At 70.8% G+C, this 24,660-nt stretch carries 19 protein-coding genes and 1 riboswitch; of the genes, 8 read left to right on the top strand and 11 right to left on the bottom strand.

All coding sequences use genetic code 11. The features are described from left to right. Positions 1-37: 37 nt before the first annotated feature. The 3 genes from ACWD4G_RS31590 to ACWD4G_RS31580 form a co-directional block, all read right to left on the bottom strand. Positions 38-1,225, bottom strand: coding sequence for an alkaline phosphatase family protein (locus ACWD4G_RS31590; protein WP_451299461.1), 1,188 nt, complete (start codon positions 1,223-1,225; stop codon positions 38-40). Continuing rightward, on the bottom strand, positions 1,225-1,812 hold the full coding sequence (locus ACWD4G_RS31585) for a DUF5998 family protein (protein WP_451299459.1): 588 nt from the start codon (positions 1,810-1,812) through the stop codon (positions 1,225-1,227). The genes ACWD4G_RS31590 and ACWD4G_RS31585 overlap by 1 nt, the downstream gene beginning before the upstream one ends. A 173-nt stretch (positions 1,813-1,985) precedes the next feature. Continuing rightward, positions 1,986-4,883: a bifunctional acetate--CoA ligase family protein/GNAT family N-acetyltransferase gene (locus ACWD4G_RS31580; protein ID WP_451299457.1), complete on the bottom strand. Its 2,898-nt coding sequence runs from the start codon at positions 4,881-4,883 to the stop codon at positions 1,986-1,988. A gap of 189 nt (positions 4,884-5,072) precedes the next feature. Here ACWD4G_RS31580 and ACWD4G_RS31575 point away from each other — a divergent pair, with 189 nt between their 5' ends. Continuing rightward, on the top strand, positions 5,073-5,354 hold the full coding sequence (locus tag ACWD4G_RS31575) for an HPr family phosphocarrier protein (RefSeq protein ID WP_451299455.1): 282 nt from the start codon (positions 5,073-5,075) through the stop codon (positions 5,352-5,354). A 194-nt stretch (positions 5,355-5,548) separates the two neighbouring features. Here ACWD4G_RS31575 and ACWD4G_RS31570 read toward each other — a convergent pair whose 3' ends face one another. From ACWD4G_RS31570 to ACWD4G_RS31555, 4 genes are all read right to left on the bottom strand, one after another. Beyond that, positions 5,549-6,253 (bottom strand): GntR family transcriptional regulator, encoded by a 705-nt coding sequence (locus ACWD4G_RS31570; RefSeq protein WP_451299453.1) that lies wholly within the window; start codon positions 6,251-6,253, stop codon positions 5,549-5,551. A gap of 241 nt (positions 6,254-6,494) precedes the next feature. Continuing rightward, complete coding sequence (locus ACWD4G_RS31565) at positions 6,495-7,283, bottom strand: M23 family metallopeptidase (protein WP_451299451.1); 789 nt, start codon at positions 7,281-7,283, stop codon at positions 6,495-6,497. A 12-nt stretch (positions 7,284-7,295) separates the two neighbouring features. Beyond that, positions 7,296-7,471: riboswitch (cyclic di-AMP (ydaO/yuaA leader) on the bottom strand. A gap of 203 nt (positions 7,472-7,674) precedes the next feature. Further along, entirely contained in the window at positions 7,675-9,063 is a 1,389-nt protein-coding gene (locus ACWD4G_RS31560) for a M16 family metallopeptidase (RefSeq protein ID WP_451299449.1), read from the bottom strand. Continuing rightward, positions 9,060-10,487 (bottom strand): M16 family metallopeptidase, encoded by a 1,428-nt coding sequence (locus ACWD4G_RS31555; RefSeq protein ID WP_451299447.1) that lies wholly within the window; start codon positions 10,485-10,487, stop codon positions 9,060-9,062. The genes ACWD4G_RS31560 and ACWD4G_RS31555 overlap by 4 nt, the downstream gene beginning before the upstream one ends. 287 nt (positions 10,488-10,774) lie before the next feature. Between ACWD4G_RS31555 and ACWD4G_RS31550 the strand changes: the two genes are divergently transcribed. Then, positions 10,775-13,228: a DNA gyrase/topoisomerase IV subunit A gene (locus ACWD4G_RS31550; protein WP_451299445.1), complete on the top strand. Its 2,454-nt coding sequence runs from the start codon at positions 10,775-10,777 to the stop codon at positions 13,226-13,228. 26 nt (positions 13,229-13,254) lie between these two features. Here the strand turns inward: ACWD4G_RS31550 and ACWD4G_RS31545 are convergent, their stop codons facing one another. Further along, positions 13,255-14,445, bottom strand: coding sequence for a CobW family GTP-binding protein (locus ACWD4G_RS31545; RefSeq protein ID WP_451299544.1), 1,191 nt, complete (start codon positions 14,443-14,445; stop codon positions 13,255-13,257). Positions 14,446-14,899: 454 nt separating this feature from the next. Here ACWD4G_RS31545 and ACWD4G_RS31540 point away from each other — a divergent pair, with 454 nt between their 5' ends. Both ACWD4G_RS31540 and ACWD4G_RS31535 read left to right on the top strand, forming a co-directional pair. After that, positions 14,900-15,421 (top strand): DUF6082 family protein, encoded by a 522-nt coding sequence (locus ACWD4G_RS31540; RefSeq protein ID WP_451299443.1) that lies wholly within the window; start codon positions 14,900-14,902, stop codon positions 15,419-15,421. Positions 15,422-15,677: 256 nt separating this feature from the next. Next, on the top strand, positions 15,678-15,914 hold the full coding sequence (locus ACWD4G_RS31535) for a hypothetical protein (protein WP_451299441.1): 237 nt from the start codon (positions 15,678-15,680) through the stop codon (positions 15,912-15,914). A 262-nt stretch (positions 15,915-16,176) separates the two neighbouring features. On the opposite strand, the gene ACWD4G_RS31530 is transcribed toward ACWD4G_RS31535, so the two are convergent. Next, positions 16,177-17,343, bottom strand: coding sequence for a citrate synthase/methylcitrate synthase (locus ACWD4G_RS31530; RefSeq protein WP_451299439.1), 1,167 nt, complete (start codon positions 17,341-17,343; stop codon positions 16,177-16,179). Between the two features lie 97 nt (positions 17,344-17,440). On the opposite strand from ACWD4G_RS31530, the gene ACWD4G_RS31525 reads away from it, so the two are divergent. The 4 genes from ACWD4G_RS31525 to ACWD4G_RS31510 all read left to right on the top strand — a co-directional run bounded on the left by ACWD4G_RS31525 (position 17,441) and on the right by ACWD4G_RS31510 (position 22,444). Further along, positions 17,441-18,721 carry a citrate synthase gene (locus ACWD4G_RS31525; protein WP_451299437.1) on the top strand — a complete coding sequence of 427 codons (1,281 nt, stop codon included), beginning with the start codon at positions 17,441-17,443 and terminating at the stop codon, positions 18,719-18,721. Positions 18,722-18,896: 175 nt separating this feature from the next. Continuing rightward, positions 18,897-19,835 (top strand): sucrase ferredoxin, encoded by a 939-nt coding sequence (locus tag ACWD4G_RS31520; RefSeq protein ID WP_451299435.1) that lies wholly within the window; start codon positions 18,897-18,899, stop codon positions 19,833-19,835. Between the two features lie 171 nt (positions 19,836-20,006). Continuing rightward, positions 20,007-21,767, top strand: coding sequence for an ATP-binding protein (locus tag ACWD4G_RS31515; protein WP_451299433.1), 1,761 nt, complete (start codon positions 20,007-20,009; stop codon positions 21,765-21,767). Next, a complete protein-coding gene (locus ACWD4G_RS31510) occupies positions 21,764-22,444 on the top strand; it encodes a response regulator (RefSeq protein ID WP_451299431.1) in 681 nt (226 codons plus the stop codon). The genes ACWD4G_RS31515 and ACWD4G_RS31510 overlap by 4 nt, the downstream gene beginning before the upstream one ends. Positions 22,445-22,469: 25 nt before the next feature. On the opposite strand, the gene ACWD4G_RS31505 is transcribed toward ACWD4G_RS31510, so the two are convergent. Continuing rightward, positions 22,470-24,062, bottom strand: coding sequence for a solute symporter family protein (locus ACWD4G_RS31505; RefSeq protein WP_451299429.1), 1,593 nt, complete (start codon positions 24,060-24,062; stop codon positions 22,470-22,472). After that, positions 24,059-24,604, bottom strand: a complete 546-nt coding sequence (locus ACWD4G_RS31500; protein ID WP_451299427.1) for a DUF485 domain-containing protein — start codon at positions 24,602-24,604, stop codon at positions 24,059-24,061. The genes ACWD4G_RS31505 and ACWD4G_RS31500 overlap by 4 nt, the downstream gene beginning before the upstream one ends. Positions 24,605-24,660 lie beyond the last annotated feature (56 nt).

Raw genomic sequence — 24,660 nt, 5'->3', positions numbered from 1 at the left:
GGAGGCGGCGAGGGGGCGTTCGAAGGAGTACGGGGCGTCAGGAGCGTACTTCGAGGAGGGGGACCAGCTGTTCCACGGGGGTCATCGAGCCGTGGTTGCCGACCATCGCCGACTCGTTGGGCTCCTGCTCGGAGGCGATGATCAGGACGTCGTCGTGGGCGGCGGCGACGACATCGCCGATCCGGCCGTACACGCGTTCGTCGATGTGCGGTCCGAACCAGCCCGCCGCGATCGCCTCGTCGCGCGAGGCCACCCAGAACTGCTCGCCGAGCACCTCACGCCAACAGGTCAGTACGTCCGACTCGGCGCCCGGCACCGCGTACACATGGCGTGCGCGCCCCTCGCCGCCCAGGAGGGCGACCCCGGCGCGCAGTTCCCAGTCGGTGTCGAAGTCGATCCGGGACTGCTCGTCGAACGGGACGTCGATCATGCCGTGGTCGGCGGTGACGTACAGGGCGCTGCGCGACGGCAGTTGCTCCGCCAGCCGCTGCACCAGGCGGTCGACATACATGAGCTGGCCGCGCCAGGTGTCGGAGTCGACGCCGTAGCGATGGCCGGCGCCGTCCAGTTCGGCGTAGTACGTGTACACCAAGGCGCGGTCCCCGGCGGCCAGTTGCTCGGCGGCGAGGTCCATGCGCTCCTCGCCGGTGAGCCGCCCGTGGAAGGTGCCGCCGCTGAGGGCGACCTTGGTGAGCGGGGTGCTCTCGAAGGCGGGGGACGACACCTGCGCCGCGTGCACGCCCGCCCGGTCGGCGAGTTGGAAGACGGTGGGGTACGGCTGCCAAGGGCGCGGGGCCGTCCAGGGCGTCCAGCGGAGCTGGTTCATCAGCTCGCCGGTGGCCGGGTTGCGCACGGTGTAGCCGGGCAGGCCGTGCGCGCCGGGCGGGAGGCCGGTGCCGATGGAGGCGAGGGAGGTCGCGGTGGTGGCCGGATACCCGGCGGTGAGGGGGCGGCCGGTGCCGCCGCGCGAGGACGCCAGCAGCGAGGCCATGAAGGGCGCCTCGTCCGGGTGCGCCTTCAACTGCTCCCAACCCAGCCCGTCGACCAGGAACACACAGGCGCGGTCGACCGCGGTCAGTTCCGATATCGCGGCGGTCATGCCGGGGACCTCCATGCCCGCCGCGAGGGTGGGCAGCAGGTCGGCGAGGGAACCGGCGCCGTACTCGGGGACGGGCGCGGAGCCGAGGGCGAGGGGTTCCGGGTGGTCCCAGGTGGGCAGCGCCATCAGCTCGCGAGGTCCGCGGTCGCCTCGGAGAGGGACTGCGCGAAGGCGAGGGCCTGGCGGACCGTCTCGGGGCCGTCCCCGGCCTCGCTGACGCGCAGGCTGAGGTCGTCGGCCGTCGAGTTGCCCGTGTAGCCGTGGTCCGCCTCGCAGTTGGGGTCGCCGCAGGCGGCGGGCTCCAGGTCGATACGGGAGACGGCGCCCCAGCCGATGGTCAGGACGACCTCGCGGGGCAGGGTGCCCGGGGTGTACGACTCGGGGTTGGCGACGACCCTGCTGACCACGACCGACGAGATCCGGCCGAGCTTCACCGACTCGGTGGACGTGGTGGCGTACGGCGTCGGTGACGTGCTGTCCGCGGCCTGTTCGTCGGTGTGGCTGACGATGAAGCGGTTGCCCGTGAGGACCAGCACGGTCACATGGCGACGGACCTCGTTCGCGTCGAACGTGGTCTCCTGATGGACCAGGTACGACTTGATGGCCTCGCCGCCGACAGCGGCCTCCACCGCCTCGGCCACGAGGGCCGGGTAGTAGCCGCTGCGCTCGATCGCCGCGCGCAGCCCCTGGGTCGTCGTACTGGTCTTGGCCATGTCGTCCATCCTACGGTGACCCACTGACTGCGAGGGACCGGTCGACCATCACTGTCGTGGACGGATCAATAACGGAACCGGGCGTGATGCGTACGCGCGCGCGTGGGCGGTGTCGCGGGGTGGGCTGTGGTGCCGTCTGCCGTGGCGCGCCGCACGGTCGTCCGTCGTGGCGGTCAGTACACCGGCAGGGTCCTCGGGCCGAGGTCGTCACGGACGGGTGGGCGCGCGAGCCGTACGGTGGCGCCGAGCACGCTCAGCCCGCGCGGGGCCACGACGACGGGCTCCAGGGAGACCGCCACGACCTCGGGGTGGTCGTCGACCAGCCTGGAGACCCTCAGCAGCAACTCCTCCAGCGCGTCCGTGTCGACCGGTGCGGAGCCCCGCCAGCCGAACAGGAGCGGAGCCGTCCGGATCGATCGGACCAGGGAGGCCGCGTCCCGCTCGGTGACCGGGATCAGCCGGTGCGCCATGTCACCGAGCAGCTGGGACGCGGGCCCGGCGAGCCCGAAGGAGAGCACCGCTCCGGCCGCCGGGTCCACCACGGTCCGCACGATCGTGTCGACGCCGCGCGGGGCCATGCCCTGGACCACCGGCCGCAGCTCCTCCGGCTGCCCGAACAGCTCCGTCAACTCCGCGTACGCCCGCCGCAACTGCTCCTCGTCCGCCAGATCCAGCCGTACGCCGCCCAGGTCGGCGCGGTGGCGCAGGTGGGGGGCGGTGGTCTTGAGGGCGACCGGGTAGCCGATGTCCCGCGCCGCCGCGACGGCCTCATCGGGCGAGGGCGCGGGGCGGGCCTTCCGCACGTGGATGCCGTACCGCGCGAGCAGCTCACACGTCTCGTCCCCGCCGAGCGTGAGCCCTTCGCCCCGGACCAACAGCCCGTCGATCTGCCGGGCGGCCCCCTTCTCGTCGATGTCCTCGAACTCGGGCACCTTCCCGGGCTCCGCCGCTTCCCGCCGCCACTGGGCGTACTTGACGGCTTCGGCGAGGGCCCGGACGGCCCGCTCGGCGGCGGGGTAAGCGGGGATGAGGCGGGGGGTGGGAGAGGAGCTGGCTTCGGCTGTCGCCATGGAAGGCGCCGACGCGGCGTCTTCCACCACGGTGGGCATACGTTCCGCAGGGCGATGGGGGTCCCCCCGCTCGAGCGAAGCCGAGAGTGGGGGAGGGTGGGCACCGCCTGCAGCGCCGGGCGCCCTCTCACCCACCTGTGGCCCAGTACTGGCCGCAGCCGACAACGCCTCCGCAAGCCCACCCAACTCCACATGCACCACAAGCACCGGCTTCGAAGCGTGCGCGGCAGCCGCACTCAGCGCCTCCGCCAACTCCGCATCCCCCGGCGACACCTCCCCCAGCGCCGGAATCGCGGTCACCACCACCGCGTCGCACGACTCATCGGCCAGGGCCCGCGCCAGCGCCCCGTGGAAGTCCTCCGCCGAGGCCCCGGTCGTCAGGTCCAGCGGCGGCAGCGGCCGCAACCCCTCGGAGAGGCACGCGTCGTACGTGAGCATCCCCAGCGACTCGGAGTTCCCGAGGATCGCCACGCGCGGGCCGACCGGAAGAGGCTGGCGGGCGAGCAGCAATCCGGCGTCGACCAGTTCCGTGATCGTGTCGACCCGGATCACGCCGGCCTGGCGCAGGAGCGCGGAGACGGTGGTGTGGGGCAGCCGGGTGGCGCGCACGGCGTGCCCCTGGGGCGCGGAGCCGTGGCGCGCGCCCTGGACGACGACAAGTGGTTTGACGGCGGCCGTGCGCCGGGCGAGGCGGGTGAACTTGCGGGGGTTGCCGATGGACTCCAGGTACATCAGGACCACATCGGTGTCCGGGTCCTCGTACCAGTACTGGATGAGGTCGTTCCCGGAGACGTCCGCGCGGTTGCCGGACGACACGAAGGTGGAGACTCCGGTGACGCCGGTGACGCCTCCCCCGCGTCGGTGCAGCCGGGACAGCAGGGCGATGCCGATGGCGCCGGACTGGGCGAAGAGGCCGATGCGTCCGGAGCGGGGCACCTCGGGGGCGAGCGAGGCGTTGAGCCGGACGTCGGGGGCGGTGTTGATGATCCCGAAGGCGTTGGGCCCGATGATGCGCATGCCGTACGTACGCGCCTGGCGCACCAGTTCGCGCTGGCGCTCGCGCCCCTCGGGCCCGCTCTCGGCGTACCCGGCGGAGACGACCACGAGCCCCTGTACGCCGTGCTCGCCGCACTCGGCGACGACCTCGGGGACCTGCTCGGCGGGGACGGCGATCACGGCGAGGTCGACGGGACCGTCGATGTCCCGCACCGACCGGTGAGCCGGGACGCCGTCGATCTCCTTCTCCTCCACGGCCTTGTTCACCACGTGGAGGCGTCCCGCGAACTGCGCGTCCTTCAGGTTGGCGAGTACGGCCCGGCCCACTCCCCCGGGTGTGCGGCCGGCGCCGATGACGGCGACCGAGCCGGGGGCGAGCAGCCGCTGGACTGAGCGGGCCTCGGCGCGCTGCTCCCGCGCGCGCTGCACGGCGAGGGAGCGGTCGGTGGGCTCCAGGTCGAACTCCAGGCGTACGACGCCGTCCTCGAAGCTGCGCTTCTGCTGGTATCCGGCGTCGGTGAACACCTTGATCATCTTGGTGTTGGCGGGGAGCACCTCGGCGGCGAAGCGTCTGATGTCGCGCTCCCGCGCGACGGCGGCGATGTGTTCGAGGAGGGCGGAGGCGACACCGCGCCCCTGGTGGGCGTCCTGGACGAGGAAGGCGACCTCTGCTTCGTCGGCGGGTGCGGACGCGGCCATTCCGTCGGCGCCGATCCGGTCGTAGCGTACGGTGGCGATGAACTCGCCGCCGACGGTGGCGGCGAGCCCCACCCGATCCACGAAGTCGTGGTGCGTGAAGCGGTGGACGTCCTTGGCGGACAGGCGAGGGTACGGCGCGAAGAAGCGGTAGTACTTCGACTCGTCCGAGACCTGCTCGTAGAAGCTGACGAGGCGCTCGGCGTCATCAACGGTGATGGGCCGGATGCGTGCGGTGCCACCGTCGCGCAGCACCACGTCGGCCTCCCAGTGGGCGGGGTACTCGTGCCGGTCCGACGAGGTCTGCATGGGCCCCAGACTACGGCTCGCGTCGGACAACGGCGCTGGGGCGGTCCGGGGAAACAACACAGAGGCACAAGCCGGTTCGAGGTCAGGCCGTGGGCCCGTTCCGGCACGCTTCACGATATGGGAAACTGGTCTAGACAACCCGGTCTAGACCTCTTCGAGGTACCCGATACACCTGAAGGGCAGCATCACATGGCTGAGCGCCGCGTCAACGTCGGCTGGGCCGAGGGCCTCCACGCCCGACCCGCTTCCATCTTCGTCCGGGCCACCACGGCCGCCGGTATCCCCGTGACGATCGCCAAGGCCGACGGCAACCCCGTCAACGCGGCCTCCATGCTGGCGGTCCTGGGCCTCGGCGCCCAGGGTGGCGAGGAGATCGTCCTCGCCTCCGACGCCGAGGGCGCGGACGTCGCGCTGGACCGTCTGGCGAAGCTCGTCGCCGAGGGGCTCGAAGAGCTTCCCGAGACCGTCTGAGCATCGCACCCGCAGAACACCGGAAGGGCTCGTCCGATTCATCGGGCGAGCCCTTCGCATTTCCGCGCGACAAGCGGCGTGACAAGCGGAGGATTTCTGCGCCATAACGACTTCACGGCAGGCAGGAATTCGGTGCGCGGGCAGCAGAAATAATGCCGCTCGAATTCCGACCCTCTTTGTATACGGCCCCCGTGTTAATGACGCAGGCTCTGCATGTTTACGGGGTGTTGCGAAGTCCTCACACGGTCGGGGCGTTCCGGGCCCGACGCCCCGCCGGGAAAACGGAGCCGGTGCGCGGCGGTCGCGCGCTCGGTGTGCGCGGCGGTGATCGCCCGCGCGCGGTCGCTGTCGCCGCGCGCCACGGCGTCCACGATGCCGCCGTGCTCCCCCCAGGACTCCACGGGGTCGGCGGGCGCCTCGACCGCGTACATCCAGGCGATCTTGTGGCGCAGCTGGGCGAGTGTCGAGGTCAGGGCGGGGCTTCCGGATGCCTGGGCGAGCGTCTCGTGGAACCAGCCGCCCAGGGAGCGCAGATCCTCGCTGTTGCCCCGCCTGGCGCGCTCCTGGCCCAGTCTGACCAGACCGCGCAGGACCTTGAGGTGGGCCTCCGTGCGGCGCTGGGCGGCGCGGGCGGCGCCCAGCGGCTCCAGCAGCATGCGCATCTCCAGCAGGTCGGCGGCCTCCTGCTCGGTCGGCTCGGCGACGCACGCGCCCGCGTGTCTGCGGGTGACGACGAAGCCCTCGGCCTCCAGCGTGCGCAGCGCCTCGCGCACGGGGACGCGGCTGACGCCGTAACGGCGCGCGAGCAGTTCCTCGGTGAGCCGGCTTCCGCGCTCGTAGACACCCGCGACGATGTCATCACGGATCGCCGTGCATACCGAGTGCGCCGGAATACGCATGACCGACCTCCGCCTTAATCCCCGTGAAACGTCGTTGAATGACGTGTGTTCAGGCGACTCTATTGCAGCGGGACGGAATTTCCGATGGCGGACCGGAATCCATGGATATTTTTTGGACAGGACGTTCATCACAACGGACGGGCTGCGTCACGACGCGGAAAGCCCCGGCTCGGGTGAGCCGGGGCTTCGCGATGTCCGGGGACGGCCGGGCGGGCGGCCGTGGCACTCAGGAGCGTGCGCGTCAGACGTTCACGCCGTGCGAGCGCAGGTAGGCGACGGGGTCGATGTCCGAGCCGTACTCGGCCGTCATGCGGGCCTCGAAGTGCAGATGCGCGCCGGTGACGTTGCCGGTCGCGCCGGAGAGGCCGATCTGCTGGCCGGGGGTGACGGTCTGGCCGACGGAGACCGCGATGGACGACAGATGGCCGTACTGGGTGTACGTGCCGTCGTTCATCTTGATCACGATGTTGTTGCCGTAGGCGCCGCCCCAGCCGGCCTCGACGACGGTGCCGGAGCCGACCGCCTGGACGACCGTGCCGGAGGAGGCGTGGAAGTCGACGCCGGTGTGGCTGCCGGAGGACCAGACGGCGCCGCCGGCCTTGTAGCCGGTGGAGATGTAGGAGCCGCTGATGGGGGCGACGAAGGCGTTGAGGCGCTCACGCTCGGCGGCGCGGGCGGCGCGCGCCTTGATCTCCTCGCGCTCCTTGGCGGCGGCACGTTCCTGCTCGGCCTTCTCGGCGGCGGCCTTGCGGGCCTCCTCCTGCGCCTTCTTCTTGGCGGCGGCCACCTCGGCGGCCTGCTGCTGGGCGGCGGCCTGCGCGTCGACCTGGTCGGCGACCGTGTCACCGAGCTCGATGACCTTGTTGAGCCCCGTCTGCTCGGGGGCGGGCTCCGCGGCGAACGCCGGGACGGAGGCCACGGTGCCGATGACACCGGTGGTGGTGAGAGCGGCCACGCCCACGGTCCTCGTGGTCGTGCGCTGCGCACCGCGCTGTCGGCGGTGTTTTCCCGGGGGGCGGGTGAACGCCATGGAGTGGCTGGTCCTTTCCTTCCCTCTCGCCTACCGGGTTAGCTGACGGGTTCGGAGCAGGAAGGTCTCCTACGGGGACCCCTCACCACCTCGTTCAGCGGTGCGAAGGGCCACCGATTCACCCCAGGGACGGTTGGGTCCCCGGCTCCCCTGGCTCGCGCCGTACGGGGACTCGGCGATGACTGCCCGGTGCCGCGGATGCGACGTACTGCTGACGAACAGCCGGACCGACGCTAAGTGGGCCGTCTTCGAAATAACAAACGGATCACAGGATTTGTTGCGTACGCCACAGGTCAGACCCGCAACCTCCGCCATCAATAGGGACAAACGCGGGCCCTGGTGACTCTTCCGTCACCAGGGCCCCAGGAGTATGCGTACTTCTGTCCGACTTCTACTCGGCGGGCACGACGGTGACTTCGCCGATGCCGAGGGCCCGGACCGGCTCCTCGATCTCGGCCGCGTCACCGACGAGCACGGTCACCAGACGGTCGCCCGGGAAGGCGTTCACGACGGCCGCGGTGGCCTCCACCGTGCCCGTGGCGGCCAACTGCTGGTATAGCGTGGCCTGGTAGTCGTCCGGCAGGAACTGCTCGACCTGGTCGGCCAGTGTGCTCGCCACGGCGGCGGCCGTCTCGAACTTGAGGGGGGCCACCCCGACGAGGTTCTGCACGGCGACATCGCGCTCGGCGTCGGTCAGCCCCTCGGCGGCGAGGGTGCGCAGCACCGTCCACAGGTCGTCCAGTGCCGGGCCGGTGTTGGGCGTGTCGACGGAGCCGCTGATGGCGAGCATCGTGACACCGGACCCGTCGGGCGCGGAGCGCAGCACCTGGCCGAACGCGCGCACACCGTAGGTGTAGCCCTTCTCCTCGCGCAGGACACGGTCCAGACGGGAGGTGAGGGTGCCGCCGAGGCAGTAGGTGCCGAGCACCTGGGCGGGCCACACGCGCGCGTGGCGGTCGGCACCGACGCGGCCGATGAGCAGCTGCGTCTGGACCGAGCCGGGGCGGTCCACGATGACGACCCGACCGGTGTCGTCGGCGCTCACCATCGGTACGGCGCTGGGCTTGCCCGCGGAGCCGGTCCAGGCGCCCAGGGTGTCGCCGAGCAGTGCGTCGAGGTCGACCTCGGCGAGGTCGCCGACGACCACGGCGGTCGACGTGGCGGGGCGTACGTGCCGCTCGTAGAAGGCGCGTACGGCCGCGGAGTCGATGCCGGTGACGGTCTCCTCGGTGCCCTGGCGGGGACGCGACATACGGGAGTCGGCCGGGAACAGCTGCTTGGACAGCTCCTTCGCGGCGCGGCGGCCCGGGTTGGCGGTCTCGTGCGGGATCTCGTCGAGCCGGTTGGCCACCAGGCGTTCGATCTCGCTGTCCGCGAAGGCGGGGGCCCTGAGGGCGTCGGCGAGCAGTCCCAGGGCCTTCCCCAGCCGCGAGACGGGCACTTCGAGGGAGAGACGGACACCGGGGTGGTCGGCGTGCGAGTCGAGGGTGGCGCCGCAGCGCTCCAGCTCGGCGGCGAACTCCTCGGCGGAGTGCTTGTCGGTGCCCTCGGAGAAGGCCCTGGTCATGATGGTGGCGACGCCGTCGAGACCGGCCGGCTCGGCGGCCAGGGGGGCGTCGAGGAGGACCTCGACGGCGACGACCTGCTGGCCGGGGCGGTGGCAGCGCAGAACGGTCAGGCCGTTGTCCAGGGTGCCGCGCTCGGGCGCCGGGAACGCCCAGGGCTTGGCCTCGCCCGCGCGGGGCTGGGGGTGGAAGTCCATGGTCGCGAGCTCGGTCACTTCGCCGACTCCTCGTTCTCGTCGGTGGTTTCGGCGGCTTCGGATGCCTGGGCGTCGGCCTCGGCGGCTCCCGCCTCGGTGGCCTCCGTCTCGTCCGCCTGGTCCGCGTCGTCGTCCTCACCGGCGACGGGCTCGTAGACGAGCACCGCGCGGTTGTCGGGCCGCAGCCGGGCCTTGGCGATCTCCTGGACCTCTTCGGGGGTGACTTCGAGGACGCGGTCGACGGCGGTCAGGGCGAGCTTCGGGTCGCCGAACAGGACGGCGTAGCGGCACAGTTCGTCGGCGCGGCCCGCGACCGTGCCGAGCCGGTCCAGCCACTCGCGCTCCAACTGGGCCTGGGCGCGCTCCATCTCCTCGGCCGTGGGGCCCTCGGCGGCGAACCGGGCGAGCTCCTCGTCGACGGCGGCCTCGATGACGGGCACCTCGACATCACCGGAGGTCTTCACGTCCATCCACGCCATGGAGGGCGCTCCGGCCAGGCGCAGCAGTCCGAAGCCGGCTGTGACGGCCGTACGGTCGCGGCGTACGAGCCGGTTGTAGAGGCGGGAGGACTCGCCGCCGCCGAGGATGGTGAGCGCCAGGTCGGCCGCGTCGCACGCGCGCGTGCCGTCCTCCGGGAGCCGGTAGGCGGCCATCAACGCGCGCGCGGGGACCTTCTCCTCGACGACCTCGCGCAGCTGCTCGCCGATGACGTCGGGCAGCGAGCCGTCGCGCGGCTCGGGCTTGCCGTCGTACGCGGGGATGGAGCCGAAGTACTTCTCGATCCAGGCCAGGGTCTGGTCGGGGTCGATGTCGCCGACGACCGAGAGGACCGCGTTGTTGGGCGCGTAGTACGTCCTGAAGAACTGCTGGGCGTCCTCCAGGCTGGCCGCTTCCAGGTCCTCCATGGAGCCGATCGGCGTGTGGCGGTAGGGGTGACCCTCCGGGTAGGCCAGGCGGAAGATTCGCTCGAAGGCGGTGCCGTACGGGACGTTGTCGTACCGCTGGCGGCGCTCGTTCTTGACGACGGCCCGCTGGTTGTCGAGGTTCTTCTGGTCGAGCGCGAGCAGCAGGCTGCCCATGCGGTCGGCCTCCAGCCACAGCGCCAGCTCCAGCTGGTGGGCGGGCATGGTCTCGAAGTAGTTGGTGCGCTCCCAGCTGGTGGTGCCGTTGAGCGAGCCGCCCGCGCCCTGGACGAGCTCGAAGTGGCCGTTGTCCTTCACCTGGCCCGAGCCCTGGAACATCAGGTGCTCGAAGAGGTGGGCGAGGCCCGTGCGGCCGTTGACCTCGTGGCGTGAGCCGACGTCGTACCAGAGGCACACCGCGGCGACCGGGGTCAAGTGGTCCTCGGAGAGCACCACGCGCAGGCCGTTGTCCAGGCGGTGCTCCTTCACTGTCAGGCCTCCGGAGCCTGCCTCGGCTGTGGCCGTGTGACCCATGGGCATGTACGTCCCTTCGATCGCGAGAGCGGTCCTTGAGGACCGCGGTGTGCGTGCCGGTCCTGCCACTGTATGCAAGCGTGCGTACGCTCCGCGAAGTTCCCGGACGACGTACGCCTGAAGCGAGATCCCGTAGCCTGCGGACGGTCGTGCCGTCGGGGCCCGCGCTGCCGCCGGGAGGGCGGAGCGACGGGGGCTGGTCCGCGTTGTCAGTGCGGCAGTCCACAATGGTCCGCGTCAGATCTCGTTCGAGCCTCGGCAAGAGCGACCAGAAACAGGAGGAGCCGGCAGCGATGGCCCGCCGCAGCACGAAGACCCCGCCGCCCGACGACGCGTACGAGGAGAAGATCCTCGACATCGACGTCGTCGACGAGATGCAGGGCTCCTTCCTGGAGTACGCGTACTCGGTCATCTACTCCCGAGCCCTGCCGGACGCCCGTGACGGCCTGAAGCCGGTGCACCGCCGCATCGTCTACCAGATGAACGAGATGGGCCTGCGCCCCGACCGCGGCTACGTCAAGTGCGCGCGCGTGGTCGGCGAGGTCATGGGCAAGTTGCACCCGCACGGCGACTCGTCGATCTACGACGCCCTGGTGCGCATGGCCCAGCCCTTCTCGATGCGCGTCCCCCTGGTCGACGGCCACGGCAACTTCGGCTCGCTGGGCAATGACGACCCCCCGGCCGCCATGCGGTACACCGAGTGCCGTCAGGCCGCGGCCACCAGCCTGATGACGGAGTCGATCGACGAGAACACGGTCGACTTCGCCCCGAACTACGACGGCCAGGAGCAGGAGCCGGTGGCCCTGCCCGCCGCCTTCCCGAACCTGCTGGTCAACGGCGCGTCGGGCATCGCCGTCGGCATGGCGACCAATATGCCGCCGCACAACCTGGGCGAGGTCATCGCGGCCGCCCGCCACCTCATCAGGTATCCGAACGCCGACCTGGACACCCTGATGAAGCACGTCCCGGGCCCCGACCTGCCCACGGGCGGCCGGATCGTCGGCCTCTCCGGCATCCGGGACGCGTACGAGACGGGCCGCGGCACCTTCAAGATCCGCGCCACGGTGTCGGTGGAGACGGTCACGGCACGCCGCAAGGGCCTGGTCGTCACCGAACTGCCGTTCACCGTCGGCCCGGAGAAGGTCGTCGCCAAGATCAAGGATCTGGTCGGCTCGAAGAAGCTCCAGGGCATCGCCGACGTCAAGGACCTCACCGACCGCCAGCACGGTCTGCGTCTCGTCATCGAGATCAAGAACGGCTTCGTGCCGGAGGCCGTCCTGGAGCAGCTGTACAAGCTGACGCCCATGGAGGAGTCCTTCGGCATCAACAACGTGGCGCTGGTCGACGGCCAGCCCCTCACCCTCGGCCTCAAGGAACTCCTGGAGGTCTATCTCGACCACCGCTTCGAGGTCGTGCGCCGCCGCTCGGAGTTCCGCCGCGGCAAGAAGCAGGACCGGCTTCACCTGGTCGAGGGTCTGCTCACCGCCCTGGTGGACATCGACGAGGTCATCCGTCTGATCCGCTCCAGCGAGAACTCCGCACAGGCCAAGGAGCGCCTGATGGAGCGCTTCTCCCTGTCGGACGTCCAGACGCAGTACATCCTCGACACCCCGCTGCGCCGTCTCACCAAGTTCGACCGCATCGAGCTGGAGTCGGAGAAGGACCAGCTCACCGCCGGTATCGCGGAGCTGACGCGCATCCTGGAGTCGGACGCGGAGCTGCGCAAGCTGGTCTCCGGTGAACTGGCCGCCGTGGCGAAGAAGTTCGGCACCGCGCGCCGTACGGTGCTGCTGGAGTCCTCGGGGACCCCGGTGGCCGCGGTTCCGCTCCAGGTGGCGGACGACCCGTGCCGGGTGCTGCTGTCCTCGACGGGGCTGCTGGCCCGTACGACGGGCGGCGAGCCCTTCGCGGAGGGCGACGGCAAGCGGACCAAGCACGACGTGATCATCTCCGCGGTCCCGGCGACGGCCCGCGGCGAGGTGGGCGCGGTGACCTCCACCGGCCGTCTGCTGCGCCTGAACGTCATCGACCTGCCCCAGCTGCCGGAGACGGCCGCGGCCCCCAACCTCTCGGGCGGCGCCCCGCTCTCGGAGTTCCTCTCCCTCCAGGACGGCGAGACGGTCATCTGTCTGACGACGCTCGACGAGTCGTCGCCTGGCCTGGCCATCGGCACCGAGCAGGGCGTCGTGAAGCGTGTGGTGCCCGACTATCCGTCCAACAAGGAGGAGTTGGAGGTCATCACCCTCAGGGAGGGTGACCGGATCGTCGGTGCGGTCGAGTTGCGCACCGGCGAGGAGGACCTGGTCTTCATCACCGACGACGCCCAACTGCTGCGCTACCAGGCCGCGCAGGTCCGCCCGCAGGGCCGCCCGGCCGGTGGCATGGCGGGCATCAAGCTCACCGAGGGCGCGAAGGTCATCTCGTTCACGGCCGTCGACCCGGCGATGGACGCGATGGTCTTCACGGTGGCGGGCTCGCGGGGCACGCTGGACGACTCGGTCCAGACGACCGCCAAGCTCACCCCCTTCGACCAGTACCCCCGCAAGGGCCGCGCCACGGGTGGTGTCCGCTGCCAGCGGTTCCTCAAGGGCGAGGACTGCCTCTCCTTCGCCTGGGCCGGCCCCACCCCCGCCCGAGCCGCCCAGAAGAACGGCACCCCGGCCGACCTCCCCGACATCGACCCCCGCCGCGACGGCTCGGGCGAGTCCTTGGGCAAGCCGGTGTACTCGGTGGCGGGGCCGGTCTGAGCAGCCGTCTGCGGGGCCGGGTGTGATCAGAGGCTGTTGTACACGGCCTCCGGCTCGTCGGTCCCCTCGGCCTTCTCGGTCCCCTTCTCCGGCACGTAGCGAAGGACGCCCCACATGCTGTGTTCGTCGGCGTGTGGGGCGTCGTCCTCGCACGCCTCAAGTCCCTTGGTGAGGGCGGCGACGTCGATGCCGGCCCCGATGAGGACGAGTTGGGTGAGCCTCGGTCCGTCACCGACGGCGGCCCAGGGCTCGGGGTAGAACCGCAGGAACCGCCCCACGGCATGCACGGCATAGCGGTTGCGGACGTCATGGGGCCCGAAGTCGACGTACCCCTTGATCCGGTAGAGCCCTACGGAACGGCCGTCGAGGAAGTCCATGAGCCGGCGGGGGTTCATCGGCACATCGGAGACGAAGGAGACGCTGTCGTAGCCGGTGTGCAGATGCCCGAGGTGATCGGCGTGGCCGTCATGGCAGGCGTGACCGGTGTGACCGGCGTGCTTGTCGTGACTGTCGTGGTCGTCACGGATGTCGTGGCCGTCATGCGCGGTGAGGTGCTCGGCGTCGCGATGGAGATCGTCGAAGGAGAGCTGCCCGATGCGTTCCTCGCCGGGTCGGCAGTCGAAGAGGAACTCGGGGTCGATCCGTCCGTAGGTGGCGGACACGACGGCGGCACGCTCGCTCAGCGAACGCACGAGTGCCAGAATCCCGTCGCCGTCCTCGGCCCGGTCGACCTTGTTGACGACGACGAGGTCGGCGATGGAGAGATGCCGGTCGATCTCGGGATGCCGCTGCCGGGTCTGAAGGAACTCGGCGGCGTCGACGACTTCGACGAGCCCGCCGTAGACGACTCGGGGATTCTCACTGGCGAGCACCATCCGCACCAGTTCCTGGGGCTCGGCGAGCCCGCTGGCCTCGATGACGATCACGTCGATGCCGGCGGACGGATGGGCGAGGCGCTCCAGGTAGAGGTCCAGTTCGCTGACGTCGACGGCGCAGCACAGGCACCCGTTGCCGAGCGACACGGTGGAGTCCCCCAACGCGCCCGCCACGGCCATCGCGTCGATCTCGATGGCCCCGAAGTCATTGACGATCGCCCCGATACGGCTGCCGCCGCTGCGGTGGAGGAGGTGATTGAGCAACGTGGTCTTCCCGGAGCCAAGAAATCCGGCGAGAACGACCACGGGAATCTGCCGCGAGCCGCCCGCCCCCTCTCCCACCGGCGAAACCAGCGAACTCGGAGTCGGCCCCGCGACCGGACCTGCGGTCACGCCCGCGACGGCACCCGGATTCGACGACTGACTGCTCAACACGCGCCCTCTCTCACACCGTTGCGTGCGCCGGCTCACGACCGGCCGCCGCACGAGGACGGCTCCTGGACCAGCTCTCGCCGGAGCGGGGCGGTTCTCGTACGGCCATGGAATGCCGCCCCAGGATACGAGTGCGGACGAACGCCACGGAGCGAACGGTTGTCAGCGGCACACACGGGGCACACGCTGGGCATGGCGCTGGTTCGCACGCCCCGCACATCCCTCCGTGCGCCTCTTCTCCGCCTCCAGCCGACCCAAGGCGCTCGGCGACACTGGGAGGCGGCAAGCGCCGCCACGCTCGCCGGTCCCACCCTGTCGACCCGTACCCACGACCGGCAGACGGACGCCTGAACCGGGGGTTGACATGGCCACACAGAACTTCGGGATACGGAGGCTCGGCTCCGCCGTCGGCAAGAGGCTGCGGGCCGTGGCCGCGTCCGCATCGGCGGGACGAGCACGCCGTGAACGGCACGCGGCGCTCACCGAGCAGCACCGGCTCCACTTCGACCTGCTGTGCAAGGCCATGGACGACTCCGCGCTGGCGGCCGTGCTCGACACCTATGAGAGCGACATCCCCGCCGAGCGACAGCGCCAGTACCTCTTCGCGAACGCGCTGTACGTCAACGCCCTCTACTACCACCGCATCGGAGCGTGGAGCCTCAACGAACTGTACGGACACCTTCGGGTGATCTGCCGCAATTCCCTGTTCCGGGAGTACTGGGCGGCCACCCGCCACCACCGGCAGAGCCTGCCCGACTCCAGTGAGGAGGCCGAGCTGGGCCGCATGATGGACGGTCTCGTCCGGGAGATGGACAGGGTGAGCCGGGAGGCCGAGGAGGGCGACCTGGAGGAGTGGTGGGTCGTCGGACAACCGCCCGAGGAATGACCGTCCTCCCCTCCAATCACGCACGGCCTTCGAGGACTTGGGTTTCTGGCACACTGGCCACCCTGCCTGCACCTGGTAAACATCCTGCACAGGCGCCTGTTGTGCTGCGTAGGGCTGCCACTCCCCACAAGGGCCCGCGGTCACTCATGAGCATCCGTGGGCCCGGCACCCGAGCTTCGCCGGACGCGACAGAGGCCATCAGCCCGCGCGACATCCGATGCTCGCGACGGGCCGCCTCTCACCACTAGGAACGTACTTGAAGATCGTGCGTCGAGTCGGCGCTTCGCCGCAGGAGCGTGGCAGCGGTTCAGGACAGACGTGTCCGGACATCTTCGAATTGAGCGACGGCAACTTCGCCGTGATCGGCACGGAAGCCACGGAGGCTCTCGACGGCCAGTTGCCGCCCGACGCGGCGCGTGCGGCCCACGAACGGATCGTCGTCATCACCCGCGAAACCCTCGTCCGCGCCAAGCAGGACATCCCCGATGCCTGATCCGCAGCGGCGCGGGACACCACGCCCGCTCGGAAACGGGCCGGGGACCACGGGTCGTCGACGTCCTTCCATCCCCTGCAGCCTCTGCAGCCCCTGAAAAGCTTGTCCGTAGAGCCGAGTTGACCGTAGGGCCCGCCACCGCCATGTGTCGGGCCCGAGTCGTGCGCGCGGCCTCTCGGCACTCGACCGCGAGGGTCAGGGCATGACCGACCGGGCCCTGTACGCGCAGTCGGCTGTCCCCGCCCCGGTGAGAACCGACGCGTCAACTCAGGGTCGGCACCGTCACCGGCGCCCCCGGTCCCACATAGCGTGCCGCAGGGCGGATGATCTTCGGGTCTTCCGCCTGTTCGAGGATGTTGGCGCTCCAGCCTATGACGCGGGCCGCGGCGAAGGTCGGGGTGAACATCTCGCGGGGGATGCCGCAGAGTTCCATGACGACGCCGGCATAGAACTCGACGTTGGTGTGCAGCTCACGCCCCGGCTTCAACTCGGCGAGGATCGCCTCCACTTGGCGTTCGACCTCGACGGCGAAGTCGACGCGCGGCCCGCCGAACCGCTGGGCGATGTCGCGGAGCATGCGGGAGCGGGGGTCCTCGGTGCGGTAGACGGGGTGCCCGAAGCCCATGATGCGGTCACCGGCGAGGACGCGGTCGCGAATCCAGGGGTCGATGCGGTCGGGCGTGCCGATGGCGTCGAGGGTGTCCAGCGCACGGCTCGGCGCTCCACCGTGGAGGGGGCCGGAGAGAGCGCCGACAGCGCCCACGAGACAGGCGGCCACATCCGCGCCCGTCGACGTGATCACTCTGGCGGTGAAGGTTGATGCATTGAATCCATGGTCAATGGTTGAGACCAAGTATTGCTCGATCGCCCGCGCATGCTGAGGGTTCGGCTCTGAACCCGTCAACATGTACAGGTAGTTCGCCGCATACGGCAGATCGTCACGAGGGTTGACCGGATCAAGACCCCGGCCCAGTCGGTACAGGGCCGTCAACACGGTCGGTACGACCGCCGACGCCGCCAGGGCGTCCGCGCGTCGCCGGTCCGCGTCCAGGTCGTACACCGGCCGGAATCCCTTGGCGGCGCCGAACAGCGACAGGGCCGTGCGCAGGCCGGACAGCGGGCCGGAGCGTGTGCTCGCCGCCGCGATCGCGGGCAGCGCGGCCCGCACCTCGTCGGGCAGCGACCGCAGCGGTCGTACCTGTGCGTCGAAGGCGGCCCGCCGCGCCGCGTCCGGCAGTTCACCATGGACCATCAAGTGCCAGACATCCTCGAAGTCACGGGTTCGCGCGAGCTCGACGGCGGAGTACTGGCGGTAGTGGTAGAAGCCTTCGCGCCCTCTGACGTCACCCAATGAGGTGTCGGTGACGACGACGCCCGCGAGCCCTCGGGGTACGTCGACGGAGATGGCTCCGGCCTGGTTGATCGGCATGTCTCCTCCTTGAACTTGATTCGACTGTCCATGCTTGACTCGATCTGTGTCAACATTGATTCAATCAATGTCCAGCTTTATGGATACGGTGACGGCCATGAGTGAGCGAGGCGATCGAGAGTCGGCGGCCCCGGCGAGCACCACACCCCGCACCGAACAGCGGCTCAGCACCAAGGAGACCGCCGAGTTGCTCGGTGTGAAGCCGGAGACCGTGTACGCGTACGTCAGTCGAGGTCAACTGACCAGCCGGCGAGATCACTCAGGGCGAGGAAGCACATTCGACGCCGAGGAGGTGGCGGCACTCGCACGACGCAACAGGCGGGAGGCGAGCGGAAGTTCACCCACCGGGGGCGAGCTGTCGGTCCGTACCCGGCTCACCCTGATCGAAGGGGACCGCTACTACTTCCGCGGCGTCGACGCGACCGAACTCGCCACGCACAACTCCTACGAGGAAGTCGCCGAGTGGCTGTGGACGGGAGAGCCACGGCCGGGAGCCGTCTTCACCGCCCCGAAGGAGTCCGTGGCCCTCGCCCGCCGCGCGATCGACGCGCTGCCCGAGCACAGCGGTCCGATCGACCGGCTCCGGGTCGCCGCGATCGCCGCCGCGGCGGCCGACCCACTGCGCTTCGACCTCTCCGAGGAGGCCGTTCTCGGCACCGCGCGCACCCTGATCCCCACCCTCGTCGCCGCACTGCCCCCCGTCCTGCGCGCCCACCGCGACTCGGGCCCGCTGGCCCACCGGCTCTGGGCGCGGCTCAGCGGACGCGCCCCCGACGAGGCGTCGCTGCGCGCCCTGGACACGGCCCTGGCGCTCCTCGTCGACCACGACCTCGCCGCGTCCACACTCGCCGTCCGCGTCGCCGCGTCGGCCCGCGCCCACGCGTACGCGGCCGTCTCGGCCGGACTGGGCGCCCTGGAGGGCCCCCTGCACGGTTCGGCCGGCGCGCTCGCCCACCGGCTGCTCCTCGATGTCCTGGACCACGGCAGCGCGGCCCCCGTCATCGCCGCCGAGCTACGCGCCGGCCGCGCCGTCCGGGGGCTCGGCCACCGCCTCTACACGGGCGAGGACCCACGCGCGCGTGCCCTCTTCGCACAGTTGGAAGCCGTTCCGGGCGCCGCACCGGCCCTCGCCGCCGCCCGGGACATCGTGGCGACCGCCGCCCGCCATACGCCCCTGCACGCCAACATCGACCTCGCCCTGGCGGTCCTCACCGCCTCCTCCGGCATGTCACCCTCCGCGGGCGAGACGATCTTCGCCGTGGCCCGCACCGCGGGCTGGATCGCCCACACCCTGGAGGAGTACGGCGAACGCCCCCTGCGGATGCGCCCGAGCGGCCACTACGTGGGCGTACGACCGCCACAGCCCCTCCCGGAGTGACCGCCGGGCACCGGTCGCGAAGCTGCTTCAGACGAGGCCTGCTCCTCGCCCCCGGCAGCCCCTCCTAGTCCGCCACCCCGCGCCCCGCCCCGAATGCCCTCCTTGTGGACCCGGTTCGTCCCCCTTCGGCCCAGCGGGAAGTCACTCGCGCGCGACTCAGGTTAGGCTCACCTCTGTGAGTACGTGCACATCCGTGTCGCGGCGCCTCGACGAGCCCCTCGCGGGGACCGCCGCCACGGCAAGGACATGGCTGCTGCTGGAACAGCCGGGCCCCTGGGGTGCCAAGGCGCTCACCACGAGCCACCTGGACCCCGTACTCGGCCGCGCCCTCGAAGCCGCGGCCGAGGGCACCGGCGTACACATCGCGCTCATCCGGCGCCCCGGCCGCCACGCGGACTTCCGCCGGGCCCCCGAGCGCCAGGTCTACGTGGCCCACACCGTGCCCGGGAACACCTGGTTGCGCGCCGCCAGGACGACCGCACCGGAGCGGCTGCTCGACCTCGACTTCGACGCGCTCGGCAGGGGCGACCATCGCCCCTTCGGGACGGTACTGGGGGGCCGCCCCCACACCGGCGACCCGCTCGCGCTCGTGTGCACCAACGGCAAGCGCGACCGCTGCTGCGCCCTCCTGGGCCGACCCCTCGCCGCCGAACTGGCCGCCTCCGGAGTGGAGGGCACCTGGGAGGTCACCCATCTGGGCGGCCACCGCTTCTCACCGACGCTGCTCGTGCTGCCCTTCGGATACGTGTACGGCCGCGCCGAGGCCCACCACGTCAAGGAGGTCCTCCAGGGCGTTCGGGAAGGGCGCGTCGTCACCGAGGGATGCCGGGGGAACTCCGCCTGGGAGCGTCCCGGTCAGGCGGCCGAGCTGGCCGTGCGCGCGGCCACCGGCGAGCAGGCCGCCGACGCGCTCCATGTGATCGGCACGACGGGCGCGGGCCCACGCTGGAACGTGGCCGTCGCCCACGTCGACGGCCGCCTGTGGAACGTCACCGTCGCCCAGGGTGCCTCCCAGCCGCCCCGCCAGGAGAGCTGCGGCTCCCCACTCGGCTCCCCCGCCCGTATGGATGTCGTCGCCGTACGAGAGCTGGCACCGACGGCACTCGCGAGCTAGCGGAACAACGGGCCGCCCCCCGCCTGCATCAGGGCCACACCCACAGGGCCGCACACCTCGAAACACCGGGCGTGCTCCATGTGACCGTCCCGCCACGCAAACACTTTGGGCCTGAGATCCACGCCACACCCCACTACGTCCGGCCCACCCCGTCCACGTACCGTCATGGGTATGAGCCGCACTCCCCCCGCACGTCGTCTGCGTCTCGGTATGCCTCGGCGGGTGTTCTCGCAGGTCCTGCTGATGCAGGTGGCGATCGCCGCCGGGGTCGCCGTCCTCGCGACGGGGCTGTTCCTGGCACCGCTGAGTCATCAGCTGGACGACCAGGCGATGCGCCGCGCACTGGCGATAGCGCAGACGACGGCGGTGCAGCCGCAGATAGTCGAGGACCTGGTGTCCACGAAGCCGTCCGTGAACGGGCCGGTGCAGATCGAGGCCGAGCGCATCCGGAAGGCCAGCGGGGCCGAGTACGTGGTGGTGATGGACACCCACGGGGTGCGCTGGTCCCACCCCGACCCGGTGGAGATCGGCGGCACGGTCTCCACCGACCCCGCCCGCGCCCTGGCCGGCGACGAGGTCATGGAGATCGACTCGGGCACCCTGGGCCGCTCGGCCCGGGGCAAGGTGCCGTTGCGCGACGGGGACGGCAGGATCGTCGGCGCGGTTTCGGTCGGCATCGAGTACGACAATGTGCGCGCCCGGCTCATCCACGCGATCCCCGGGCTCCTGGCGTACGCCGGCGGCGCCATGGCGGTCGGGGCGCTGGCCGCGTATCTGATCTCGCGCCGGGTCCATCGGCAGACCCGAGACCTGGCCTTCTCCGACATCGCGGGGCTGCTCGCCGAGCGCGAGGCGATGCTGCACGGCATCCGCGAGGGCGTGGTCGCCCTGGACCGCGCCGGGCGCGTACGCCTCCTCAACGACGAGGCACAGCGTCTGCTCGGCATCGGCGACAAGATCGTCGGCCGGTCCCTCGACGACGCGCTCGGTCCCGGCCGGACGACGGATGTGCTGGCCGGACGGGTCACGGGCACCGATCTGCTCACCGTCCAGGGCCAGCGGGTCCTGGTCGCCAACCGCATGCCCACCGACGACGGCGGCGCCGTCGCCACCCTGCGCGACCGCACCGAACTGGAACAACTGGGGCGCGAACTCGACTCCACGCGCGGCCTGATAGACGCCCTGCGCGCCCAGGACCACGAGCACGCCAACCGGATGCACACCCTGCTGGGCCTGCTCGAACTGGAGATGTACGACGAGGCCGTGGAGTTCGTAGGTGAGCTGGTCGGGGACCATCGGGCGACCGCCGAGCAGGTCACCGAGAAGATCCGCGATCCGCTGCTCGCCGCGGTGCTGGTCGGCAAGGCGGCCGTCGCCGCCGAGCGCGGAGTCGCCCTGTCGCTCTCGCCCGGCACCCTGCTGCCGGACCGGTTGATCGACCCGCGCGGGCTGGTCACTATCGTCGGCAACCTCGTGGACAACGCGCTCGACGCCGTCGCGGGCACACCGCACGCGCGCGTGGAGGTCGAATTGCGCGCCGAGGGACGGACGGCGGTCCTCCGGGTACGTGACACCGGGCCCGGAGTTCCAGCCGCCAACCGGGAGTTGATCTTCACAGAGGGCTGGTCCACGAAGACACCGCCGGCCCACCGCGAGCGTGGCATCGGGCTCCCCCTGGTGCGCCGTCTCGCCGAACGTCAGGGCGGCACCGCGCGGGTCACGGACGCGGACGGTGGCGGCGCGGAGTTCACCGTCGTACTGCCGGAGGCACTGGCGGAACCGGCGTTGGTGACACGGACGTCCGCTGCGACGCTGACATCCACGGTGCCCGACGACGGTCCGGCCCGGTATGAAGAACCGACCGGCGGGCGACCCGGTCCCGCGCGGGAGTCCGAAGCCGCCGTCCCTGCCGTCGAGAAGGAGTCGCGATGATCGAGGTCCTGATCGTGGACGACGACATCCGGGTCGCCCGGGTGAACGCCGCCTACGTGGAGAAGGTCACCGGCTTCCATGTCGCGGGCCTGGCCCACAACGCGGCCGACGCGCTGGAGCAGTTGGAGAAGCTGCCGCGTGTCGACCTGGTGCTCCTGGATCACTATCTGCCGGACGAGACGGGCCTGGCGGTCGTGCAGGAGATGCGCCGACGCGGTCATCAGACCGATGTGATCATGGTCACCGCGGCGCGTGATGTGTCGACCGTCCAGGCGGCGATGCGGCACGGGGCGCTCCAGTACCTGGTCAAACCGTTCGCGTTCGCGGGGCTGCGGGCCAAGTTGGACGCGTACGCGGAGTTGCGCCGCACCCTGGACGGCGGCGGCGAGGCCGAACAGGCCGAGGTGGACCGGATCTTCGGTGCGCTCTCGGCCGGCGGCGAGCCGGATCTGCCCAAGGGCCACTCCGCCACCACCACCGAGGTCGTACGGCGCACCCTGATGACCGCCGAGGGCCCTTTGTCGGCCCAGGAGATCGCCGACCGGACCGGACTGAGCCGCCAGACCGCCCAGCGCTATCTGAAGCTCCTGGAGCGCACCGGACGGGCCCGCCTGACCCTCAAGTACGGGGACGCGGGCCGCCCGGAGCACCGCTACGAGTGGGCGACGCGTCCCTGAAGCGACCAGGACCGGCGGCCGGGCGTCATACCGCCCCGGCCCCCGTCAGCGACCGCACCTCTGTCTCCGCGTGCTTGGCCGCGTCCGGCGGTTCGGCCGATGTGACCGTGCCCAGCCAGCCCGCGAGGAAGCCCAGCGGGATCGAGACAAGGCCGGGGTTCTGCAACGGGAAGTACTGGAAGTCGACGCCGGGGAACAGGGATTCGGGACTCCCCGACACCACGGGCGACAGCAGGACGAGCACCACGGAGGGCACCAGTCCACCGTACACGGACCACACCGCGCCCCGGGTGGTGAAGCCGCGCCAGAACAGCGAGTAGAGCAGCACCGGCAGATTGGCGGAGGCGGCGACCGCGAAGGCCAGGCCCACGAGGAAGGCCACGTTCAGATCGCGGGCGAGCAGTCCAAGGGCAATGGCGACCATGCCGATGCCGACGGCGGCGGTCCGGGCCACCGCCACCTCGCTGCGCGGTCTGGAGCGTCGGCGCCGTAGCGACGCGTACAGGTCATGGGCGACGGACACCGACGAGGCGAGGGTGATCCCGGCGACCACCGCGAGGATCGTGGCGAAGGCGATGGCGGCGACGACCGCGAACAGAACCGTTCCGCCAGTGGAGCCCGCGCCACCGCCCAGGTCGAGGGCGAGCAGCGGAACCGCCGTGTTCCCTGCCGCGTTCGACTTCCGAACGGTCTCCGGGCCGACGATCGCGGCGGCGCCGAAGCCCAGCACGATCGTCATCAGGTAGAAACCGCCGATGAGTCCGATCGACCACACCACCGAGCGGCGCGCGGCCCGCGCGGTGGGCACCGTGTAGAAGCGCGACAGGATGTGGGGCAGCCCGGCCGTGCCCAGCACCAGGGCGAGTCCGAGGCTGATGAAGTCGAAGCGCGCGGTCCAGTCACCGCCGTACTTCAACCCGGGGGCGAGGAAATCCTCCCCGTGCCCGCTGCGTTCCGCCGCCGTCCTCAGCAGTTGGTCGAAGTCGCCGTGGAACCTCACCAGTACGAGCACGGTGAGCGCGATCGCCCCGCCCATCAGCAGGACTGCCTTCACGATCTGAATCCAGGTGGTGGCCCGCATCCCTCCCAGCGACACATAGACGACCATGAGCGCGCCGACCCCGATGACCGTCCAGGCCCGGGCCGCCTCGCCCTCTCCTCCCAGCAGCAGCGCGACGAGGGTGCCCGCTCCCACCATCTGTGCCACCAGATACAGAACGGACACGGTCACCGAGGAAGTTCCCGCGGCGATCCGCGCCGGCCGTTCGTTCATCCGGGCCGCGACGACGTCGGCGAGCGTGAACCGGCCGCAGTTGCGCACCAGTTCGGCCACCAGGAAGAGCACCACGAGCCAGGCGACCAGGAAGCCCACCGAGTACAGCAGTCCGTCGTACCCGAAGAGCGCGATGAGCCCGGAGATGCCCAGGAAGGATGCGGCGGACATGTAGTCGCCCGCGATGGCAAAACCATTCTCCATCGGCGAGAACAGCCGGCCCCCGGCGTAGAACTCCTCTGCCGAGCCATGCCGGTTGCGGCCGACCCAGGCCGTGATTCCGAGGGTGACGGCCACGAACGCGCTGAACAGCAGCAGTGCCGTCGTCTGATGGTCGGCGGTCACCGCTCGGTTCCTCCGGCGACGGCGATCCCCCGCGTCAACTCCTGGGTGTCCCAGCGCAGATCGAGCGCCGCCCGGTCCCGGCGCAGCCGCGCATGGCGTGCGTAGGCCCAGGTGAACAGGAACGTCGTCAGGAACTGCCCGAGCCCGGCCAGCATCGCCACGTTCAGCGCGCCCACCACCGGCCGTGCCATCAGCCCGGGGGCGGTGGTCGCCGCCACGACGTACCCCACATACCAGCTGAGGAAGACGGCGACGCCCGGTACCACGAACCTGCGGTACCGGCGGCGCACCTCCTGGAAGGCCGCGCTGCGCTGGACCTCCACATAGACGTCGGCCGCGCCCCGGCCCTCCGCCCGGGCGTCCGGTACGACCGGTGCCGTACCGCCCGCACCCTCGGACTCGCCCCAACCGGAGGCCAACGCGTCGTACCAGGGGTCGTCGAACCGCACGTCCGCCGGGGCGGGACCGCGCCCCTCGTGCTTCTCTACCGGGCTTTCAGAACCACCCTCGCGTCGGCGGGGCCGGCCGGTGCTTGACTGCATGCCCAAGCATGGGCAGAACGGGCAGACCCCTGACGCTTCTCTTCACAATTCTTCAC

Source organism: Streptomyces sp. NPDC002643 (assembly GCF_053592555.1).
Note: the sequence above shows the minus strand (reverse complement) of the source record. Positions and strands in the feature narration are given on the sequence as shown.